This is a genomic window from Amycolatopsis sp. NBC_00345 (genome assembly GCF_036116635.1).
Lineage (GTDB): Bacteria > Actinomycetota > Actinomycetes > Mycobacteriales > Pseudonocardiaceae > Amycolatopsis.
Genome location: NZ_CP107995.1, coordinates 10,157,406 through 10,177,809, shown reverse-complemented (window position 1 = coordinate 10,177,809; position 20,404 = coordinate 10,157,406). Strand labels below are relative to the sequence as shown.

20 protein-coding genes are annotated in these 20,404 nt (G+C 72.0%); 7 read left to right on the top strand and 13 right to left on the bottom strand.

The window, feature by feature from the left end; translation table 11 throughout:
* Positions 1 to 233: 233 nt before the first annotated feature.
* From OG943_RS46515 to OG943_RS46505, 3 genes are read right to left on the bottom strand one after another with little or no spacing between them, the layout of a single operon-like run.
* Positions 234 to 758, bottom strand: a complete 525-nt coding sequence (locus tag OG943_RS46515; protein WP_328607253.1) for a GNAT family N-acetyltransferase — start codon at positions 756 to 758, stop codon at positions 234 to 236.
* Entirely contained in the window at positions 755 to 2,908 is a 2,154-nt protein-coding gene (gene recG, locus OG943_RS46510; RefSeq protein ID WP_328607252.1) for an ATP-dependent DNA helicase RecG, read from the bottom strand. The genes OG943_RS46515 and recG overlap by 4 nt, the downstream gene beginning before the upstream one ends.
* A gap of 2 nt (positions 2,909 to 2,910) precedes the next feature.
* Positions 2,911 to 4,956 (bottom strand): DAK2 domain-containing protein, encoded by a 2,046-nt coding sequence (locus OG943_RS46505; protein WP_328607251.1) that lies wholly within the window; start codon positions 4,954 to 4,956, stop codon positions 2,911 to 2,913.
* 133 nt (positions 4,957 to 5,089) lie between these two features.
* Between OG943_RS46505 and rpmB the strand changes: the two genes are divergently transcribed.
* A complete protein-coding gene (gene rpmB, locus OG943_RS46500) occupies positions 5,090 to 5,281 on the top strand; it encodes a 50S ribosomal protein L28 (RefSeq protein WP_091623274.1) in 192 nt (63 codons plus the stop codon).
* Between the two features lie 59 nt (positions 5,282 to 5,340).
* Here the strand turns inward: rpmB and OG943_RS46495 are convergent, their stop codons facing one another.
* The 5 genes from OG943_RS46495 to OG943_RS46475 form a co-directional block, all read right to left on the bottom strand.
* The gene (locus OG943_RS46495) at positions 5,341 to 6,132 is read right to left on the bottom strand and encodes an alpha/beta fold hydrolase (protein ID WP_328607250.1); all 792 of its coding nucleotides are present in this window, start codon (positions 6,130 to 6,132) and stop codon (positions 5,341 to 5,343) included.
* 81 nt (positions 6,133 to 6,213) lie between these two features.
* Positions 6,214 to 6,891 carry a uracil-DNA glycosylase gene (locus tag OG943_RS46490; protein WP_328607249.1) on the bottom strand — a complete coding sequence of 226 codons (678 nt, stop codon included), beginning with the start codon at positions 6,889 to 6,891 and terminating at the stop codon, positions 6,214 to 6,216.
* Positions 6,892 to 6,922: 31 nt separating this feature from the next.
* Complete coding sequence (locus tag OG943_RS46485; protein ID WP_328607248.1) at positions 6,923 to 7,453, bottom strand: gamma carbonic anhydrase family protein; 531 nt, start codon at positions 7,451 to 7,453, stop codon at positions 6,923 to 6,925.
* Positions 7,454 to 7,469: 16 nt separating this feature from the next.
* Positions 7,470 to 7,931 (bottom strand): GNAT family N-acetyltransferase, encoded by a 462-nt coding sequence (locus OG943_RS46480; protein WP_442874851.1) that lies wholly within the window; start codon positions 7,929 to 7,931, stop codon positions 7,470 to 7,472.
* Positions 7,932 to 7,996: 65 nt separating this feature from the next.
* The gene (locus tag OG943_RS46475; RefSeq protein ID WP_328607246.1) at positions 7,997 to 8,953 is read right to left on the bottom strand and encodes a thiamine-phosphate kinase; all 957 of its coding nucleotides are present in this window, start codon (positions 8,951 to 8,953) and stop codon (positions 7,997 to 7,999) included.
* A gap of 138 nt (positions 8,954 to 9,091) precedes the next feature.
* Between OG943_RS46475 and OG943_RS46470 the strand changes: the two genes are divergently transcribed.
* The gene (locus OG943_RS46470; RefSeq protein WP_328607245.1) at positions 9,092 to 9,325 is read left to right on the top strand and encodes an Lrp/AsnC ligand binding domain-containing protein; all 234 of its coding nucleotides are present in this window, start codon (positions 9,092 to 9,094) and stop codon (positions 9,323 to 9,325) included.
* Positions 9,326 to 9,344: 19 nt separating this feature from the next.
* On the top strand, positions 9,345 to 9,893 hold the full coding sequence (locus tag OG943_RS46465) for a DUF3515 domain-containing protein (protein WP_328607244.1): 549 nt from the start codon (positions 9,345 to 9,347) through the stop codon (positions 9,891 to 9,893).
* On the opposite strand, the gene OG943_RS46460 is transcribed toward OG943_RS46465, so the two are convergent.
* The 3 genes from OG943_RS46460 to pdxR form a co-directional block, all read right to left on the bottom strand.
* Positions 9,874 to 11,214 carry an MFS transporter gene (locus OG943_RS46460; protein ID WP_328607243.1) on the bottom strand — a complete coding sequence of 447 codons (1,341 nt, stop codon included), beginning with the start codon at positions 11,212 to 11,214 and terminating at the stop codon, positions 9,874 to 9,876. The genes OG943_RS46465 and OG943_RS46460 overlap by 20 nt on opposite strands.
* 453 nt (positions 11,215 to 11,667) lie before the next feature.
* Complete coding sequence (locus OG943_RS46455; RefSeq protein ID WP_328607242.1) at positions 11,668 to 12,765, bottom strand: D-alanine--D-alanine ligase family protein; 1,098 nt, start codon at positions 12,763 to 12,765, stop codon at positions 11,668 to 11,670.
* 578 nt (positions 12,766 to 13,343) lie between these two features.
* Positions 13,344 to 14,714, bottom strand: a complete 1,371-nt coding sequence (gene pdxR / locus OG943_RS46450) for a MocR-like pyridoxine biosynthesis transcription factor PdxR (protein WP_328607241.1) — start codon at positions 14,712 to 14,714, stop codon at positions 13,344 to 13,346.
* 90 nt (positions 14,715 to 14,804) lie between these two features.
* On the opposite strand from pdxR, the gene OG943_RS46445 reads away from it, so the two are divergent.
* A complete protein-coding gene (locus OG943_RS46445; RefSeq protein WP_328607240.1) occupies positions 14,805 to 15,479 on the top strand; it encodes a pyridoxamine 5'-phosphate oxidase family protein in 675 nt (224 codons plus the stop codon).
* Here OG943_RS46445 and OG943_RS46440 read toward each other — a convergent pair.
* Both OG943_RS46440 and OG943_RS46435 read right to left on the bottom strand, forming a co-directional pair.
* Positions 15,451 to 16,902 (bottom strand): sensor histidine kinase, encoded by a 1,452-nt coding sequence (locus OG943_RS46440; protein WP_328607239.1) that lies wholly within the window; start codon positions 16,900 to 16,902, stop codon positions 15,451 to 15,453. The two genes, OG943_RS46445 and OG943_RS46440, sit on opposite strands and share 29 nt — an antisense overlap.
* Positions 16,899 to 17,609, bottom strand: coding sequence for a response regulator transcription factor (locus OG943_RS46435; protein ID WP_328607238.1), 711 nt, complete (start codon positions 17,607 to 17,609; stop codon positions 16,899 to 16,901). Before OG943_RS46435 ends, OG943_RS46440 begins: the two co-directional genes overlap by 4 nt.
* Before the next feature lie 246 nt (positions 17,610 to 17,855).
* Here OG943_RS46435 and OG943_RS46430 point away from each other — a divergent pair, with 246 nt between their 5' ends.
* Genes OG943_RS46430 through OG943_RS46420 form a run of 3 tightly spaced genes read left to right on the top strand, consistent with a single transcriptional unit; the run spans position 17,856 to position 20,357 of the window.
* Positions 17,856 to 19,205: a ferredoxin reductase family protein gene (locus OG943_RS46430; RefSeq protein ID WP_328607237.1), complete on the top strand. Its 1,350-nt coding sequence runs from the start codon at positions 17,856 to 17,858 to the stop codon at positions 19,203 to 19,205.
* Between the two features lie 10 nt (positions 19,206 to 19,215).
* Positions 19,216 to 19,620, top strand: coding sequence for an FMN-binding protein (locus OG943_RS46425; RefSeq protein WP_328607236.1), 405 nt, complete (start codon positions 19,216 to 19,218; stop codon positions 19,618 to 19,620).
* The gene (locus OG943_RS46420) at positions 19,620 to 20,357 is read left to right on the top strand and encodes an FAD:protein FMN transferase (protein WP_328607235.1); all 738 of its coding nucleotides are present in this window, start codon (positions 19,620 to 19,622) and stop codon (positions 20,355 to 20,357) included. The genes OG943_RS46425 and OG943_RS46420 overlap by 1 nt, the downstream gene beginning before the upstream one ends.
* The last annotated feature ends 47 nt before the right edge of the window (positions 20,358 to 20,404 follow it).

The window sequence follows — 20,404 nt, the reverse complement described above, 5'->3', positions numbered from 1 at the left end:
GTGCTGGTGCTGGTGCTGGTGACGACCCTCGCGACAGCGGCGGTAGAGGTGACGACGACGGCAACGACCGCGGAGCCCTCGCCGATCCCGGAACCGATTCGCCGAATTCCGCCGACGACCAGCCCCGCCCGGCCTGACACCGGGAAGCCGACCCGCGGGCGCCCAGTCCGGGCGTAGCCACCGTAAGTCAGCTCGGCACCAGCATCCGCAGCACCAGCAATGGAGCCGGGAGTTCAGCCGCTCAGCGACAACCGATATCGGACTTCGTCAAGCGTGACAGTCCCGTTCGCGATCGTTTCGACCTTGGTGTGGTCGTCCGGTGACCAGCCGGCGCGTTCGTAGAAGAGGCGGGCGCGGGTGTTCGTCGAGAGGACCCACAGGGTGGCCGTGGTGAAAGTGACGGCCAGTTCCGCCACCACACGCTCGTGCAAGGCCCGCCCCGTACCCCGGCCCCACTGTCCCGGCAGCAGGTAGATCGACGTCAGCTCGCCGGTTTCCGGGGTCGCGTCCTCGTCGCGGCTGGGGCAGATGGCGGCGAAGCCCGTGACGGCGCCGTCCACTGACGCGACCAGCACCGTTTGGCGGGAATCAGCAGCGGACAATGTTCCCGCCCAGAAGCGTTCGCGCGCCGGCACCGAAAGGCCCGCGAGGAACTCCGCCAGCAGCAGGCCGTCGTAAGCCGCCTGCCAGGAGGCGACGTGGACGGCGGCGATGTCCGCCGCGTCGGCGACCGTGGCGAGGCGGACGATCGGCGTCAACTCTTCTCCAAGTACTCCGCGCGGTCCATGTCCACGACGTCCGACACCATCTGGGCCAGCCGCGGATACCCCGAGAGCGACGGGTCGCGCACCACGAGCTCCTGCGACTGCTCGCGCGCCTCCGTGATCACGTCCTCGTCGCGCAGCAGCGAAAGCAGCTTGAGGCTCGACCGTGTGCCGGACTGCGACGCGCCGAGGATGTCACCCTCACGGCGCAACTCGAGGTCCAAACGCGACAGTTCGAAACCGTCCGTGGTCGATTCGACCGCGGCCAGCCGTTCGCGGGTCGAGGTGCCGTCCAGCGTCTCCGTGACCAGCAGGCACAGGCCGGGCACGCTCCCCCGGCCGACGCGTCCGCGCAGCTGGTGCAGCTGGCTCACGCCGAACCGGTCGGCGTCCAGGATCACCATGGCCGTCGCGTTGGGGACGTTCACGCCGACCTCGACGACGGTCGTCGCCACGAGCACGTCCACCTTGCCGTCGCCGAACGCGCGCATCACGGCGTCCTTTTCGTCGGACGGCATGCGGCCGTGCAACGCGGCGATGCGCAGGCCCTTCAACGGCCCGCCCACCAGATCCGGGGCGACGTCCAGCACCGCGAGCGGCGGCCGCTTGTCGCTCTTGTCCGACGGCGGCTCGTCGCCGATGCGCGGACACACGACGTACGCCTGGTGCCCCTTCGAGACTTCCTCGTTGACGCGCTGCCACACGCGGTCGAACCACGCGGGCTTCTCCGCGACCGGCACCACGGTGGTCTTGATCGGCGAGCGGCCCACGGGCATCTCGCGCAGCGCGGACGTCTCAAGGTCGCCGTACACGGTCATCGCGACCGTGCGCGGAATCGGCGTCGCCGTCATGACGAGCACGTGCGGGCTGGTGGAGTCGGCGCCGCGCGAACGCAGCGCGTCCCGCTGCTCGACGCCGAACCGGTGCTGCTCGTCGACCACCACGAAGCCGAGGTCGGCGAACTGCACGGTGTCCTGGATCAGCGCGTGCGTGCCGACGATGATGCCCGCCTCGCCGCTGACCGTCTCCAGCAACGACTTCTTGCGCTCCTTCGCGCCCATCGAGCCGGTGAGCAGCGTGACGCGCGTGGCGTTGTCCGCCGCGCCCAGCTCGCCGGCCATGCCCAGCTCGCCGAGCATTTCGCGCAGCGAACGCGCGTGCTGGGCGGCCAGCACCTCCGTGGGCGCGAGCAGCGCGGACTGCCGTCCGGAATCGACGACCTGCAGCATCGCCCGCAGCGCGACCACGGTCTTGCCGGAGCCGACCTCGCCTTGCAGCAGGCGGTTCATCGGGTGCTCGGTCGCCAGGTCGGCGGCGAGCTCTTCGCCGATCGCGCGCTGGCCCGCGGTGAGCTCGAACGGAAGCCGCTTGTCGAACGCGTCGAGCAGCCCGCCGTCGGTGTGCGGGCTGGCCTTCGACGGCCGTGACACCGCGGAATGCCGCCGCTGCGCGAAAATCAGCTGAACGGCCATGGCCTCGTCCCACTTCAGCCGATGCCGCGAACTCTCCAGGTGCGCCCAGTCCTCGGGCCGGTGGATGCCGCGCAGCGCCCGCTCCAGGCCGGGCAGGCCGTGGCGCTTCAGCAGTTCCTCGGGCATCGGGTCCTCGTCGACCTCCAGCACGTCGAGCACCTGGCGCACGCACTTGGCGATCGACCACGACGGCATGCCCTGCGCCGCCGGGTACACCGGGATGATCTCGGCGAGGAAGCTGTCGAGGGCCTCGGCCTCGCGCTCGGCGTCGAGCAGCTCGTACTCCGGGTTCGCCAGCTGCAGCGTGTCGCGGAACGCCGTCACCTTGCCTGCGAACAGCCCCGTCTTGCCCGGCGAAAGCTCCTTCTCGCGCCACGCCTGGTTGAAGAACGCGCAGGCCAGGCGGCGTTTGCCGTCGGTGATGACCATGTCGATAATGGTGCCGTTGCGCGACTTCATGCGGCGCTTGCTGATCCTCTCGATGCGCGCCAGCACGGTCGCGTGCTCGCCCAGCTCCAGGCCGGCGATGTCGGTGAGCTCGCCGCGCTCGGCGTACCGGCGCGGGTAGTGCCGCAGCAGGTCCGAGACGGTCTCGATGTCCAGCGCCCCGGAGAGCGCCTTCGCCGTCTTCGCGCCCAGCAGCAGCGGGAGCTTGTCGCGTAGCCCGGCCATCCCTATTCCACCCCCATCAGCAGCACGGCATCGGCCTGGCCACTGGCATAACTCGTCAACTCCACCTCGGGGTGTTCCAGCCGCAGCTGCTCGGCGAGCTCGGCGGCCACCCCGGGCGGAGCGTCCGCGCCGCCCAGGACGGTGACCAGCTCGCCGCCGAGGGTCAGCATCCGGTTGAGCACGCCCATCGCGGCCGCGACCAGGTTCGTCTCCGAGGCGGGCGCCGGTTCGATCAGCACCACCTCGTCGTCGACCAGTCCGATCACGTCACCGGACTGGGCCCGGCCCACCCAGGTTAGCGACTCCTCGTCGGCGATCCGCAGCTCGCCACGCCTCGTGGCGGCGGCGGCCTCGGCCATGGCGACGACGTCGTCGTTGGCGCGACGGTCCCCGTCGTGCACCGCGAGCGCGGCCAGCACCTGCACCGGCGACGCGCACGGGATCACCACGACGTCGCGGTCCCCCGCCATCGCGTGCCCGGCGGCGGTGTCGGCGGCGGCGGTCAGGTCGATGCTGCCGGGCAGCACCGTGACGTGCCGTCCCGCAGCCTCGTTGAACAGCCCGATCATGTCCTCGACGCCCGGCGTCTCGCCGTCCGGGACAGCCAGCACGGCGACGCCCTCCGCGCGCAGCAGCTCGGCCAGCCCGCCGCCGCGGACGACGGCCACCACGGACCGGTCCAGGCCACCGCCGGGCTCGATCGGCGTGGGCGTGAGCAGCGGTTCGACGCGGATACGGCGTGGCCGGCCAAGGTCGAGCCCGGCCTCGATGGCGGCGCCGATGTCGGCGCAGTGGACGTGGACGGCGTGGCTGCCCGAACCGTCACCCGCGACCGTGACGCTGTCGCCGAAGCCGCTCAGCTCCTTGCGCAACGCCGGGAGCTGAGCCTCGTGGACGCCGTCGAGCAGGTACATGACCTCCCACGCATACGGCGCAGGCTCGGCCACAGGCGCGGAGACGGCGACCTCCAGCTCGTGCTCGGGCGCGGTGTTTTTGCCGGTGACGACGCCGGCGAGCGCGTCGAGCACGGCGACCAGCCCGCGTCCCCCGGCGTCGACGACCCCGGCCTTCGCGAGGGCGGGCAGCTGTTTGGGGGTCTCTTCGAGCGCGGCGGCGGCGGTGGCGGCGACGGTTTCGGCGACGTCGGCGAGCGGTCGCGTGTCCCCGCGGACGGCCCCGGCCACCGAGTGCAGGACGGTGAGCATCGTCCCCGCGACGGGGCGGCTGACCGCACCGGTGGCGACCTTGTCGGCGTGCCCCAGCGCGGCGGCCAGCCCGGCGCCGTCCAGCTCACCACCGGTGGCCGCCCATTCGGCGATCCCCCGGACGACCTGGGAGATGATCACGCCGGAGTTCCCCCGGGCCGCGGCCACGGCGCCACGGGCGAGGATCGCGAGGGCGGCGGCCACGTCGACGAGGGCGGCCTCGGTTGCGGGGGTGTTGCCGCTGGGTGGCGACGACGCGGAGAAGGGCGGGGCAGGGGCGTCGCCGCTGGACGGCGACTGCTCATCACGAGGCAGGGCTGCAGCGGCGCCAACCTGCGAAACGCCATCCCCAGCCACGTCGCCCGCCAGCGGCGAACCGCCATCCCCAACGACGTCGCCCGGCGGCGGCGAACCACTGCTCGGAACGGCGTCGCCCGGCGGCGGCGAAACATCCCTCAAGGCAGCTTCGCCCGCTAACGGCGAAACACCACCCGCGGCGGTGTCGCCTGCTGGCGGCGAACCCGCAGACTGCGCGGCGTCGCCCGTCAGCGGCGAAACCGCGATCGGAGCGGCATCGCCTGCCAGCGGCGAAACGGCATCCACACCGGCGTCGCCCGTCAGCGGCGAAGAGCCGCCCACGGCGTCGCCGCCTGCGGACGGGTCGCGGAGGGCGGCGGTGAGAGCGTCGCGGGCGCCGGTCAGGGTGTGGAGGAGGTTGGAGCCCGTGTCGGAGTCCGCGACGGGGTAGACGTTGATGCCGTTGATCGCCGGGCGCAGCACGTCCAGGCTGCGCACACACGCCGCCGACCAGGCCGCCACCGCTGCCACGTCCAGCACCCGCACGCCGTAACCTCCTCGCTGGTTCCCGCGAGGGTATCGACCCCGTGACGACCCACCCGAGACCACTCGTTACTATGGTCGAGTTGCCCGGCTGGTTCGGGCGCGCATTCTTAGTCCCATATCAGAGGAGTTCGACGTGGCTGCCGTGTGCGACGTCTGTGGCAAGGGACCGGGCTTCGGTAAGTCGGTCTCGCACTCCCACCGGCGTACCAACCGCCGGTGGAACCCGAACATCCAGACTGTGCACGCCAAGATCGGCGTGTCCCAGCGCAAGCGTCTGAACGTGTGCACCTCGTGCATCAAGGCCGGCAAGGTTGTCCGCGGCTGACGTGAAGGCTTGAAAATGGCGGGTGCTCCCAGGGGCACCCGCCATTTTCATGTCCGGGATCAGGCGAAGAACCCACTGAGCAGGGCGCGGAGAGACTCGGGCTGGTTGAGCACCCCGTGGTTCTGCCCTTCGAGCGTCTCGTAACGGCCATTGGGCACCGCAGCGGCGACGGCCTGCGCGGCGGCCCGTATCCACGCCTCGCCGTTGCCACCACCGATGGCCAGGACCGGCGCGTCGATCTTCGCCAGCCGGTCGGCGGGCAGGTGGTTTCCCGGGCCGCAGATGTCGAGGTCGTACGGCAGCGTGTGCGCCAGCGTCTTGAACCAGCCCCACACCGGCGCCGCCTTCATGCCCGCGACCTGCTTCGGCGGGGCCCCGACGCCTTCGGTCAGGAACAGCTCCACGGCGCCGCCGCGGTCGTCGGCGGAAATCAGCTCACGCACGCGTGAGGCCAGGTCGTCGCCGGGGCGTGGCCGCGAATCGACGACGACGAACGGCGGCTCGTAGACGGCGAGTTTCGTGATCGGCAAACCCTGCGAGGCCGCCTCCAGCGCGAGGATCGCGCCCGACGAGTGCCCGAACACCGCCGCCGAACCACCCACGTACGAGATCAGCGCAGCCAGGTCGTCGACCTCGCGGGCGACGTCGTAGACCGGCGCGTCACCGCTGTCGCCACGGCCTCGCCGGTCAGGGGCGATGGCGCGGAACCCCGCGTCGCCCAGCACGGTGGCGAGGCCGGCGACCGTGGTCCGGTCGTTCACGGCGCCGCCGACGAGGATCACGGGCGCACCCTCGCCGGTGCTGTCGAAGGCGATGAGGGTGCCGTCGGCGGAAGTGACGGTGGCGGTCATGGCTGTCCTCCTGGATCAGGGTGATTCGTCATGCCCTGGTCGGAACCGGACCACCGGGCCGGACACGGGAAAGGCCGGAGGTCAGGGAAGTTTCCACTCCACCGGCGCCGCGCCCTGGTCGGCCAGCAGCTGGTTCGCGCGGCTGAACGGGCGCGAGCCGAAGAAGCCGTTGTGCGCCGAAAGCGGGCTCGGGTGCGCCGACTCGATGCACGGCACGTCGCCCAGCATCGGCCGCAGGTTGCGGGCGTTGCGGCCCCAGAGGATCGCGACCATCGGCTCGTCACGCGCGGCGAGCGCCTTGATCGCCTGCTCGGTCACCTGCTCCCAGCCCTTGCCCTGGTGGGAGTTCGACTTCCCGGGCTGGACGGTCAGCGCCCGGTTGAGCAGCAGGATGCCCTGCTCGGCCCACGGCGTCAGGTCGCCGTTGGACGGCAACGGGTGGCCGAGGTCGTCGGCGTACTCCTTGTAGATGTTGATCAGGCTCTTCGGGATCGGCCGCACGTCGGGCGCCACCGAGAAGCTCAGGCCGACCGCGTGCCCCGGCGTCGGGTACGGGTCCTGGCCGACGATCAGCACCCGCACGTCATGGAAGGGCTGCTTGAACGCGCGCAGCACATGCTCCCCGGCCGGCAGGTAGGTGCGGCCGGCGGCGATCTCCGTGCGGAGGAACTCCCCCATCGCGGCCACCTGCGGGGCCACCGGTTCGAGGGCCTGCGCCCAGCCTGCTTCGACGATCTCGTTCAGCGGTCGTGCGGTCACGGCCCGCGAGCCTAGCGGGGGCCAGGCGGCGTCAGCTGGGCGGGTCGAGGCGGCGAAGCTCCGCGCGGAACCGGGCGGCGCGGCGGACGTAGGAGTCGACCACCGTGGCGATCTGCTCCGGCGGGAACGACCTGTTCGGCCGCGTCGTCGCCGGCACGCCGAGCGCGATCTCGCCGCTGCCGACATGGGAGTCGTACGACAGCACCGCGCCCGCGCCGACCATGCCGCCGTCCTCGATCACGGTCCCGTTCAGCACCACGGAGCCGGACGCGATCAGGCAGCCGGTGCCGATCGTGGCGCCCTCGACGTGCACGGCGTGGCCCACGGCCGACGACGGGCCGAGGATCGTCGGGTGCAGGCCGGTGCAGTGCACGACACAGCCGTCCTGGATGTTGGACCGCTCGCCGATCTCGATGTAACCGTGGTCGCCGCGCAGCACCGTCTGTGGCCACACCGAGGCGCGCGCGCCGATCCGGACGTCGCCGATCACGGTCGCGTCCGGATGGACATAGGCGTCCGGGTGGATCGAGGGTACGAGGTCACCGAGCGCGTAGATCGCCATGCCGCCTCCGGTTTCGTCAGTGCTGGGAGTCCTGTGGGTGGTGCGCCGCTTCCGCCACGAGGTCCTTGCCGTAGCACCGGCACTCGGGCTCGTCCTTGTACAGCCCGAAGCTGGGGATCGCCGCGTAGCCGGAAGAACCGTAAAGGGCGATCGCCTCGGGCTGCTCGGTGCCTGTCATGAGCACCGCGCGCAGCCGTCCGGCGGCGGCCGCCGTGCGCTCCAGCTCGGCCAGCATCACGCGGGCATACCCATGGCCACGAGCGGATTCGACGACGTACATGCGCTTCAGCTCGACGTCGCCGGGCCGGAACGTCGGCGCCGGCCCGTCGTACGCCCGCCACGCCCCTGTCGCGACGGGGACTTCATCGACGTAGCCGACAAGGAACAACCCCTGCGGCAGCGCGAACTGCGCCGGGTCCATCGGGCTGGCGTCCTCGCTGCCGTAACGCTTCACGTACTCGAGCTGGACCTCGGCCATCAGCTTGGCCGCATCGGGATGGTCGAACGCGACCGCACGGATCTCCACGCCGCCACTCTAGGCAGCTACCGCCAGTGCTCCCAGCCGCCTTCGTGGCCGTACTCCTTGCCGTCCACGGTGATGCCGGAGTCCGGCATGGTCACGGTGCCGATCCGGCGCCAGCCCTCGGGCAGGTCGCCGAACGGCGGGAAGGTGGCCACCAGCGCGTGGTCCTCACCGCCGGTGAGCACCCAGCGCAGCGGGTCGGCGCCGAGCGCGGTGCCCACCTCCCGCAGCCGCGTGGAGAGCTCCAGGTCGGTGGTCTGCACGTCGATGCCGACCCCCGACGCCGACGCGACGTGGCCGAGGTCGGCGAGCAGGCCGTCGGAGATGTCGATCATCGCCGTCGCCCCGGCGATCGCGGCCCGCGGACCGGCTTCGTAGGGCGGTTCCGGGCAGCGTTGCGCGTTGACGACGCCGACGGGCGAACGGAACCCGCGGCGCAGCACGGCAAGCCCCGCCGCCGCCCAGCCGAGCCGACCACAGACGGCCAATATGTCGCCGGGCCGCGCGCCCGAGCGGGTCACGGGCTCGCGGTCCTCGAGGTCGCCGAGCGCCGTGACACTGATCACGAGCTGGTCGGCGCTCACCATGTCGCCGCCCGAGACGCCGATCCCGGCCCGGCCCGCCTCGGCCCACATGCCGTTCATGATCTCCGTCACGACCTCGCCCGGCAGGTCCGGCGGGCAGGCGACGCCGACGAGCACTGTGGTCGGTTTCGCGCCCATGGCCGCGATATCGGACAGGTTCACGGCCACGGCCTTGCGCCCCACCTGCTCGGGGCTCGACCAGTCGAGCCGGAAGTGCACGCCCTGCACCAGTACGTCCGTGCTCGCGACCACGCGCCCGTCCGGCGCGGCGACGACCGCGGCGTCGTCGCCGGGGCCGAGCAAAGTGGACGCCGGCTGGCGGCGTCCTTCGGTGACCGCCTGGATCAGCGCGAATTCACCGATCGCGGCCACCGTGCCGTCTTTCGGTGACACCGGTCACCTCCGATTTCTCTCCGGGTACGAAGCCTCGACCACCGACAGTCGGATCCCCTAGGTTTTTCCCGGGGCTGGCGATACGTTGCCTACACCGTTCCTACCTCGACACCATCGCTACCGACGAAAGGGCACGCCGTGGTCCACGCATACATCCTCATCCAGACCGAGGTCGGCAAGGCGGCCGCGGTGGCGGCGGAGATCGCCGGTGTCCCCGGCGTGACCAGCTCGGAGGATGTCACCGGCCCGTACGACGTGATCGTGCGCGCGGCCGCGGACACCGTGGACCAGCTGGGCCAGCTCGTCGTCGCGAAGGTGCAGAACGTGGAGGGCATCACGCGGACCCTGACCTGCCCGGTGGTCCATCTCTGAGCCGTGGTGCACTGGTCCGGTGGCAGATTCCGACACCGGCGCACCGCCGAAGGTGGTGCTCATCACGGCGTCCGTGCTCGTGCTCGCGCTGGCCGTGGCGGTCGCCGTCTTCGCGCTGACGAGGGGAACGGCGTCGTCCAGCGCGGCCCCTGACGCGAACGGGCCCCTCGCGCTCGTCGCCGTCCCGGCGCCGCACGCGGACGAGCCGTCGTGCGGCACGCTCGTTTCCGCGCTTCCGGCGGACCTGACGTCCAACGGCAAGCAGCTCGCCCCGCGCACCCTGGCCACGCCGGCGCCGAAGGCCACGGTCGCCTGGGGCGACGGTGACCCGATCGTCCTGCGCTGCGGCCTCGACCGGCCGCCGGAGCTGACGCAGACCGCGCAGCTGCGCGTCGTCAACGGCGTGCAGTGGCTGCAGCTCAGCGAAGACGGCTCAGCCACCTGGTATGTCGTCGACCGGGACGTCTACATCGCACTGACCATCCCGGACTCCGCCGGCACCGGTCCGCTGCAGACGATCTCCGACACCGTCGCGGCGAAGCTGCCGGTCAAGCCCCTGAAGTTCTAGCGGCGATCGTCTCCAGCGACTCGCCGGTCGTGCGTGGCCCCAGAACGGCGACGTCGATCATCAGCAGCACCATCGCGCCCGCGACCACGGCGTACATCGTGGGGGCGCCCGCGCCCTGCAGCACCGGCAGCAGGATGAACGGCATCGCCGCGGTGGCCAGCCGCGAGAGCGCGTACGCCGAACCGGCGGCGGTCCCGCGCAGCGACGTCGGGAACAGCTCGCCCTGGTAGGTGTGGAAGGCGTTCGAGAAGACGTTGCTGACGGCCGTGTAGCAGAAGCCGAAGACGGCGATCAGCACCCCGGACGTCGCGTAGCCGAACGCGAGCCCGAACACCGCCATGCCCGCCGCGCTGGCGACGATCAGCCACTTGCGCTCTATCCGCTCGATGATCGGGATCGACAGTGCCGAGCCGATCGGGTAGCCGAGGAACGTCAGCGCGCTGAATGTCAGGGAGCTGACAAGGGAGAAGCCCTTGGCCGCGAGCACGATGGGGACCAGCGAGCCGAAACCGTAGTAGCCGAACGACTGCAGCAGCTGGAACACGTAGAGCATCGCCGTGCGACGGAACCACGGCGGACGCAGCAGCGCGGACACGCGCACGGGCTCCGGCGCGGGCGACTCCGGTTCCGGCTCGGCCAGCGGCTGCGGCGCCGACGCCTCCAGCCGGCGGACGATCTCGTCGGCCTCCTTCTCCCGCCCGCGCGCGGCGAGCCAGCGCGGCGACTCGGGCAGCGTGAACCGCAGTCCCCAGACGATCGCGGCGCCCAGCGCGCCGATCACGAACAGCCAGCGCCAGCCGTCGATGCCGAGCGGCGAATGGCCGACCAGCGCACGGGCCAGGAAGCCGGCGGCGGGGACGCCGCAGAAGCCGATCGTGTAGGCCCACGCCGTGGCCCGGCCGCGGGCGCGCGCGGGCAGCAGGTCGGCGAGGTAGGCGTCGGCCACCGGCAGTTCCGCGCCGATGCCGATGCCCGCGACGAACCGGCAGGCCACCAGCATCCAGACGTCCGTGCTGAACGCGCCGAGCAGCGTGAAGACCGAGTAGATCCCGAGGGTGACCAGGAACGCGCGCCGCCGCCCGAGCCGGTCCGCGAGCCGCCCGAGGAACACCGCCCCCACGAACGCCCCGACGAACGCCGACGCGATCAGCGGCTTCAGCAGGTCGGCCGTGACCCCGAACTCCTTGGTCAGCACGGTGCTGATCGTGGCGGCGAGGAACAGGTCGTAGAGGTCGAAGAACGTCGCCACCCCCACCACGGCGACGAAGTACCGGTGCCGCCTGGTGACCGGCAGCCGGTCGAGCCGGGACGCGATCTGCACGCGCTGCCTCCTTGTGCGCCGGCGCGCGTCGCTGGAGCCGCGTCAGCGCCGCCGGGATTTCCGGTTGATCACTGTAGTGGGTGACGGCCGGGGTGACGGTGCTCCCCGCAGTACGGTTTTGCCCGCCAGTGGCGACGGGCCGGCGCGGGTCCGTTTCGGCGGGTTTGGCTGGTGTGGGGCGATTTTTGGCGGGGTTGCCGGGGTTGGACGACAGTCTTGGGGACTTTCCCCACGGCGGGCGGGCGGCCGGGCGGGGCGGAGCGCTGGGCGATGGCGATGGCGATGGCGATGGCGATGGCGATGGCGATGGCGACAGGCTGTCTCGTCAAGCCCGTGCGCGCCAACGCCGATCAGGTCACCCAGCCGAGGCCCGACCGGTGCGGCAAGACTGACCGCACGCGGCGGGCGTCGACGAAGGGGCGCGGCGCGTCAGAGGAAAAAGCGCGGCAGGCGTCAGCGAAGGCCGGTGCCGCGGGCGATGGCCGTGTCGATGAGGGTCGCCAGGAGGGTGGGGTAGTCCACGCCGGTGACCTCCCACATCTTCGGGTAGGCGGACTTCGTGGTGAAGCCCGGCATGGTGTTGACCTCGTTGATCACCGGGTCGCCGCCCTCGGTGACGAAGAAGTCGACGCGGGCGAGGCCCTGGCAGTCGAGGGCGCGGAAGGCCTCGATGGCCATCGCGCGCACGCGTTCGGTGAGGGCGTCGTCGAGTTTGGCCGGGATGTCCAGTTCGGCGTCATCGCCGAGGTACTTCTTCTCGAAGTCGAACCAGGCGTTGTCGTCCTCGCTGAGGACGCGGATCTCGGCGGGGAGGGAGGCCTCGATGCGGCCGTCCGGGAACTCCAGCACGCCGCATTCCACCTCGCGCCCGGCCACGGCCGCCTCGACGAGGACCTTGGGGTCGGTTTGCCGGGCCAGCTCGATGGCGACGTCCACTTCGGACCAGTCGGCGACCCGCGAGATGCCCACCGAAGAGCCTGCGCGCGCCGGCTTGACGAACACCGGCAGCCCCAGCCGGTCACGGTCCGTCTGCTCCACTGTGGACTGTCCACGGCGGAGCGCCGAGTACAGGCCCACCGGAAGCCCTTCCGCGGCGAGGAGCTTCTTCGCGTACTCCTTGTCCATGGCGGCCGCGCTGGCGAACACGCCCGGGCCGACGTACGGGATGTCGGCGAGCTCGAGCAGGCCCTGGATGGTGCCGTCCTCGCCGAAGGCTCCGTGCAGCACCGGGAAGACGACGTCGACGCCGCCGAGCACCTCGGTCGCCTGGCCGGGGTCGATCGTGCGCAGCTCGCGGCTGGTCGGGTCGCCAGCCAGCACGAGCGCGCGGCCGGAGTCGACGGACGGGAGCTCGCGGCCCTGGATGCTCAGCTCCTTCGGGTCGCCGCTGCCGAGCACCCAGCCGCCCTGCGGCGTGATGCCGACGGGAAGGATCTCGAAGCGCTCCGGATCCAGGTTCGCGATGACACTGCCCGCGGACAGGCACGAGATCGTGTGCTCGCTGCTGCGCCCGCCGAACACGACCGCCACCCGGACCTTTTCAGCACTCATAGCCGGTCACCGTACCGGGTGACCACGGCGAACAGCGCGACCCCGTGGGCTGAGCGCGACGGACGCCACTCCCGCGCAACCAGGCGACGGGCGCGGTCCGGCGGGCCGGACGCCCTGCTCCAAAGGGCCTTCGGCCGGACACCCGGGCTCCGCCCCATCCGCCACCCAGCGACGACAGCCCATTCGCCACCCAGCGGCGACGACTTGTTGTCGCCTGGCGGCGACGGCCTGGTCTGCTCCGGGCAGCCGCTGGCATGCGCGGTGGCCATGTGCGTCACGCCGACGACGGACGCACCGCCGGTCCCCCATGCGCGGCGACCCGTCTCGCCCCGGCCCACGGCATCCGTCGCCACCCAGCGGCGACGGGAGCGGTGCCGGTGAGAGGGCGCTCGTGCCCCACCGGGGCAACGGCACGAAAGTCGCCATCCAGCGGCGGCGACTGTCCAGCTTAGGTAACAGCGTGGCGTCGCCATTTTGCGGCGAGAGGCGCGACCACGGCGCACCGCAGCACCGCAGCACCGCAGCGTCACCGAAGAACGTCACCGAAGAACGTCACCGAAGAACGTCACCGAAGAACGTCACCGAAGCAACGAAACCAACGTAGGCAGTGCCGTAACCAACGCCTCCCGCGAGCAGCCCGCATAACCCAGCGCCACGCCGTGAGCCGTGGGAGTCCCGGCGAAGTGGCGGGCCAGGCCGTCCAGACGGATGCCGTGGCGTTCGGCGGCGGCGATGCGCTCCGTCTCCTCCGTGGCGGACTCGAAGAGGACCACCAGGTGGGCGCCCGCGTCGTCGCCGAGGATGGGGACGCCGGCGGAGGACAGGGCGTCCGACAGTAGGGTGCGGCGCTCGGCCAGTTCGCGGCGGAGCTTGCGCAGGTGGCGGCCCAGATCGCCGTGGCGGGCGAGTTCCACGAGGACCCGCTGGCCCGCCGGGGACGGGCGCGTGCCCGTCAGGTCCCGGTACGCCAGCACGGCGCGCACGACCTCCGACGGCGCCACCAGCCAGCCCGCCCCGAGCGTCGGGGTGAGGATCTTGCTCGTCGTGCCCAGGTGGACGACGACGTCGGGCGCGAGGGCGGCCAGCAGGGGCAGCGGGGCGACGTCGAAGCGCAGCTCGCCGTCGTAGTCGTCCTCGATCACGAGAAGGCCGTCGGCACGGGCGCGTTCCACCAGCTCCACGCGACGGGCCGCGCTCATCCGGCTGCCCATCGGGTACTGGTGCGCCGGCGAGCAGTAAACCGCCCGCGCGCCGGCCGGAATGGCGTCCGGGCGCAGGCCCTGCTCGTCGACGGGCACGCCCACCACCGTGAGCCCCGCCTGCCGGAACGCCTGCACGGCGCGTTGGTAACCGGGCTCCTCGAAGGCGACGACCGCGCCCCGCCGCAGCACCGCGGCGGCCAGTTCGACGACCGCGGCCGTCGTCCCGCCCGTGGCGAGCACCGAGCCGGCGGCCAGGCCGCGGTGGCGCAGCAGGTGCTCGGACACGGTCGCGCGGTACTCGGGCAGCCCCGCCCGGTGCGCCCGGATCAGCGGTTCCGGGTCCGCCGCCGCCCGCCACGCGCGGCGCCAGGCCGCTCGGTCCAGCCCCGCGGCCCACGGCGTGCCCGGGCTGAGGTCCAGCATCGGCGAGGCCTCGGCGTCGGCCAACGGCGGTCCAGACGGCGAAACCGACGCGGCCGCGCGTGTCGGCGGGGTGGTCACGTACGTGCCGGAGCCGTGCCGGCCGGCGATCCAGCCTTCGGCGTGCAGTTGCTCGTAGGCGGCCGACGTCACCGTGCGGGAGACGCCGAGCCGATCGGCCAGCGCGCGCGTGGACGGCAGCCGGTCGCCGCCGCGCAAGTGGCCGCTCGCGGCGGCCTCACGCAGGGCGTCGGCCAGCTGGACGGCGAGCGGCGTGCCCGCCTCGCGGTCGAGATTGACCGGCAGCGCGGTGTCGGCGTACGACACGAGGGACCTCCCTCAGAGCAAAAGTGGACTTCCCAAGTATACGAGAAGTGGACGTTTCATGAGGCCACTTGCCTGTTTCACACTGACGGCATGACCAGCCTCTCGCCGACGCCCAGGACCACCCTCGGCCGCAAGAAGCACCGCGCGGCCACCGACCGCGCCACCCTCCACGCCGTCCTCGACGAGGCGCTGATCTGTCACCTCGGCGTCGTCCGCGACGGCACGCCGCTGGTGCTGCCCACCGGCTACGGCCGCGATGGCGACACCCTCTACCTGCATGGTTCCACGGGTGCGGCCAGCCTGCGCACCGCGACGGGCGGTGTGGACGTCTGCGTCACCGTCACGCTGCTGGACGGCGTCGTCTACGCCCGCTCGGTGAACAACCACTCGATGAACTACCGCAGCGCCGTCATCCTCGGCCGCGCCACGCTCGTCACCGACCCGGACGCCAAGATGCACGCCCTGCACGTGCTCACCGACCACCTCTCCCCCGGCTCGTGGGAGCACGCGCGCGGCGTCAACGCCAAGGAGTTCGCCGCCGTCACCGTGCTGGCGCTGGACCTGGCGGAGGCTTCGGTCAAGCTCCGTGCGGAGGGCCCGGACGACGAGGCAGACGACGTCGAGGCAGACGCCGCGTGGGCCGGTGTCCTCCCGGTGCGGACGGTCTTCGGCGAGCCCGAGCCGTCGGCGGACCTGTCCGCGAAATGGACGACGCCCGAGCACGTCGCCCAGCGCGTCACGAAGGAAGGGGCAGCCGCACGGTGAACGTCGTGCGGCCCGGTTCGCTGGCCACCTCGACGGTGCCGCCGTGCTCCACCACCAGCGACTGCACCACCGACAGCCCCAGCCCGGTGCCGCCCGCCGAGCGCGTGCGGGAGTTGTCGACGCGGAAGAACCGGTCGAAGATCCGCCGCTGGTCCTCGGCCGCGATGCCCGGCCCGGCGTCGCTCACGCGCACGACGGCCTGGCCGTCTTCGACCGTCAGCGCCAGCGAAACGGGCGTGCCCGGCGGTGTGTGGACCGCGGCGTTCGCCAGCAGGTTGTCAAGAACCTGACGAAGCCGCACCGGGTCCGCGTCGATTTCGACGGGCCCGGCCGGCACGGCGACCTCCAGCGGATGCCCCGGCCGTCCGGCCCGGAACGCGTCGGCGGCCGCGCGCGCCGGATCAGCCAGGTCGATCCGCTCCGGCCGCACCGGCGGCTCGGCGTCGTGCGCGTCGAGCCGCGCGAGCAGCAGCAGGTCGTCCACCAGCACGCTCATCCGCGCGGTCTCCTCGCGGATCTTCGTCAGGTGCGCCTCGCGTTCCTCGGGTTCGTTCGCGGCGGCGTAACGGAACAGGTCGGCGTAGCCGCGGATCGACGTCAACGGTGTGCGCAGCTCGTGGGAGGCATCGGCCACGAAACGGCGAAGGCGGTCGTTCGCCGCCGTCCGCGCCGCCAGCGAAGACTCGATGTGGGTCAGCATCAGGTTGAACGCCGTCCGCAGCTCCTGCACCTCGGCGCCGCCGCCCTCGCCGGAGGCGCGCACGGGCAGCGCGGCCGTGGCCATGAGGTCGTGCGACGCGATGTCGTGCGCCGTGCCCGCCATGTCCGACAGCGGCCGCAGCCCGCGCCGCAGCACCATCCGCCCCGCGACGACGAGGATCGCCAGCGCGATCAGGAACGCGATCACCTCGACGAGCACGAGCTGCCGCACGGTGTTGTCGAGGTCCGCCTGCGGCGCCGCGCTCAGCAGCACGGTGCCGGTGTCGACCTGGTCCGTCGCGACCGGGCAGGCGCGCACGCGGTACGGCCCGGTGCCGTCGATGTACACGTCCCGGAACACGTCGCCGCGCGTCGCGTCGACCGCGACCTGCGCGAGCGGGCCGACGTCGCCGGGCAGCGTCCCGCCCGGCTGCGGCGTCGCCACGCCCTTGTCCACTTCGAACACGGCGGAGTACCAGGAGTAGAGGGTCTGCGGGCTGCCGTGCGACGAGCGCAGCCCGGGCACCTGCGCGACCTGGCTGGTCTTCAGCTGCTCGTCGAGCCGGCGGCCGAGGTAGCCGTTCATGAAGCTCACGGTGACCGTGCCGACGATCGCGAAGACCACCAGCGCCAGCGCGCCCAGCCCGAACGCCAGCCGGGTGCCGAGCCGCGACGCGCGCCACGCGCCGTACCAGCGCCGTGCCCAGCGACCGAGCCGGCTCACCGGCCCGCCCGGCGCACGACGTACCCGACGCCGCGCACGGTGTGGATCAGCGGTTCCGCACCGTCGTCCAGCTTGCGGCGCAGGTGGGAGATGACCAGCTCGACGACGTTGGAGCGGCCGCCGAAGTCGTACTCCCAGACGTGGTCGAGGATCTGCGCCTTGGTCAGCACCGTGGGCGAGCGGCGCATGAGGTAGCGCAGCAGCTCGTACTCCGTGGGCGTCAGCTCGGCGGCGCGGTCGCCGCGGCGGACCTCGCGCGTGTCCTCGTCCAGCGTGAGATCGCCCACGCTCAGGACGGCACCGCGCGCGGCCGGCGGGACCGCGGCGCCGGAGCTGCGGCGGAGGACCGCGCGCAGCCGCGCCATCAGCTCCTCCACCGAGAACGGCTTCACGAGGTAGTCGTCACCCCCGCGGGTGAGGCCGGTGATCCGGTCGGCGGTCGCGTCTTTCGCCGTCAGGAAGACCACGGGCACGGTGTTGCCGTTCGCGCGCAGGCGGTCCAGCACCGTGAAGCCGTCGAGGTCGGGCAGCATCAGGTCGAGCACCACGATGTCGGGCTCGAACTCCGCCGCCCGGCTCAGCGCCGCCGCGCCGGAGCCCGCGGTCACGGCCTGCCAGCCCTCGTACCGGGCGACGGTCGCCACCAGGTCGGCGATGTGCGGCTCGTCATCGACGACGAGCAACCGCACCGGGTTCGAGGTTTCCACTCCCCCATCCTCCGTGAGCCGCGGGCGGGTGCGCGAGCCGAACCCCCGCTCGACAGCCAGTCGACAGGTTCCGCCCAGATCCACCACAGGTTCCGCGCCGACGCTGGCTGTCGTGAACCCGAACCGAAGGGACCCCGTGTGACTGTCATGCTGCGCCGTTGGTTGCCAATCCGACGGCAGCCACGTCGGAAACGAGCTACCACGGGCAGATCGGCTGCAGCCCGTATCCGCCTGCTTTCGGTCGGATTGGCAACGCCGATCGCCTCGCCGCCCGGACCGGCGGTCTCCCCGCGGGTCGCCGCGAAGGCGTGGCTCTTCGCGTTCCTGGGAGCCAACGTCCTCCTCGTCACCGTGCTCTTCGTCAACGGCGGCCTGTCCGACAACCCGTTGATCAGCGCCGGCCGGCTCGCCGGGCTGTACGCCGCGCAGGCCATGGCGTTCCAGCTGCTGCTCGTGGCGCGCTTGCCGTGGCTCGACCGGCGGCTCGGCATGGACCGGCTCACGGCGTGGCACCGCTGGACCGGCTTCACTCTGCTGTGGACGCTCCTCGCGCACGTCGTGCTCATCGTCTTCGGCTACGCGAGCGTGGAGGACCGCGGCCCGGTCGGGGAGCTGGTGCAGCTGGCCGACACGCTTGAAGGACTGCTGCGCGCGATCGTCGCGTTCGTGCTGATCCTCGTGGTCGGCGCCGCTTCCGCCCGGTTCGCGCGGAAACGGATGGCGTACGAGACGTGGCACTTCGTCCACCTCTACACCTACGCGGCGGTGCTGCTCGCGTTCACGCACCAGGTCGCCGTGGGCCAGTCGTTCACCAGTCACCCGATCGCGCGCGTCTACTGGTGGACGCTGTGGCTGAGCGCCGGCGCGGTCGTGCTGGCCGGGCGCGTCGGGCTGCCGCTGTGGCGGAACCTGCGGCACCAGCTGCGCGTGGTCGCCGTGGTCCCGGAGTCGCCCGACACCGTCTCGGTCTACATGACGGGCAAGGACCTCGACCGGCTGCCCGCTCGCGCCGGGCAGTTCTTCCTGTGGCGGTTCCTGACGAAGGACCGCTGGTGGCAGGCCAATCCGTTCTCTCTCTCGGCCGCGCCGGACGGCCGTACGCTGCGGCTGACCGCGAAGGCCGTCGGCGAGTCCAGCGCGAACCTGCGCTCGCTGCGCGTCGGCACGCGCGTGTTCGCCGAAGGCCCGTACGGCGCCTTCACCACCATCCACCAGCAACGGCCGAACGCGCTGCTGGTCGCCGGCGGCGTCGGCATCACGCCGATCCGCGCGCTGCTGGAGGACATCACCGGCCACGTCGTGGTCCTCTACCGCGTGCGCACGCCGCAGGACGCGGTGCTGCTGCCCGAACTGCGCGGACTGGCCAAGGCGCGCGGCGCGGTCGTGCATGTCCTCAGTGGACCGTCGGACCAGCGGGGCCCGCACGGACCGTTGCTGGGCACGGAAAGCCTGCACGCGATGGTGCCCGGCATCGACGACCGCGACGTGTTCGTCTGCGGGCCGCCCGGGATGACGGCGGCGGTGCTGCGCAGCCTGCGGGAGCTGCGCGTGCCGTCCGCGCGGGTGCACGCCGAACGCTTCAGCCTGGCCGCGTGAGGAGCGGGAAATGAAGAAGACGATCCTTGTCGTCGCCCTGTCGATCGCCGGGTTCATCGCCGTCTGGCGGTTCGAGCCCACCGCGATGGGGACCACCACGACCACCCCGCCGGCGGCCGCGGCACCGTCCACTTCGGTCGGCAGCACTGGCACCACGGTGACCGTGCCGGGCTCGACGCAGAGCAGCGAGTTCGGCACCGTGCAGGTCCAGGTGACGTTCTCGGGCAGCCAGATCACCGACGTCCAGCTCCTGCAGCAGCCCGACAGCGGCCGCGGCGTCAGCGCGCTCCCACAGCTGCGCGAGGAGACACTGCAGGCCCAGAGTGCGAAAATCGACACCGTCTCCGGCGCGACGCAGACCAGCGAGTCCTACATCCAGTCGCTGCAGGCGGCACTCGACACGAAAGGCTCCTGATGACCACCCACGTCGAGCAGGTGATGGGCCTGCCGGTATCGCTCGACCTGCGCGACGACGGCGACTTCTCGGCGGCCGTCACGGACGCGTTCGGCTGGCTGCACGACGTGGACGCTCGCTTCAGTACGTACAAAGTGGACAGTGAGGTGTCGCGGTACGACCGGGGCGAGCTGGCCGCGGGTGACCTCAGCGGCGACCTCGACGAGGTGCTCGACCTGTGCGCGTACTACGAACACCTCTCCGGCGGCGCGTTCTCGGCGCGGCTGCCGGGGCGCGCCCTCGACCCGTCCGCCGTGGTGAAGGGCTGGGCGGTGCAGCGCGCGGCCGACCGGCTGCACGCCGCCGGGGCGCGGCGGTTCTGCCTGAACGCGGGCGGCGACGTCGTCACCGCCGGCGAGCCCGAGCCGGGACGGCCGTGGCGCGTCGGCGTCCGGCATCCCGAGCTGCCGCAGTCGGTGTGCGCCGTGGTCAACTCTCGAAACGGCGCGGTGGCGACGTCCGCCGCTTACGAACGAGGGCAGCACATCCTCGACGGCCGCACCGGGCAGCCGGCCACCGGGCTGCTGAGCGTGACGATCGTCGCCGAAGACCTGACGAACGCCGACGCGCTGGCCACCGCGGCCTTCGCGCTCGGCGAGGAGGGCATCGCGTGGGCGGCACAGCAGCCGGGCTGCGAGGTGCTGATCATCGACGCGGCCCGCCGGGTGCACCGCTCCCCCGGCCTGGACGCCGCCTGAAAACCGATCGCCCGGCGACGGCCGTTTCCGGCACACTCCGTCACAAA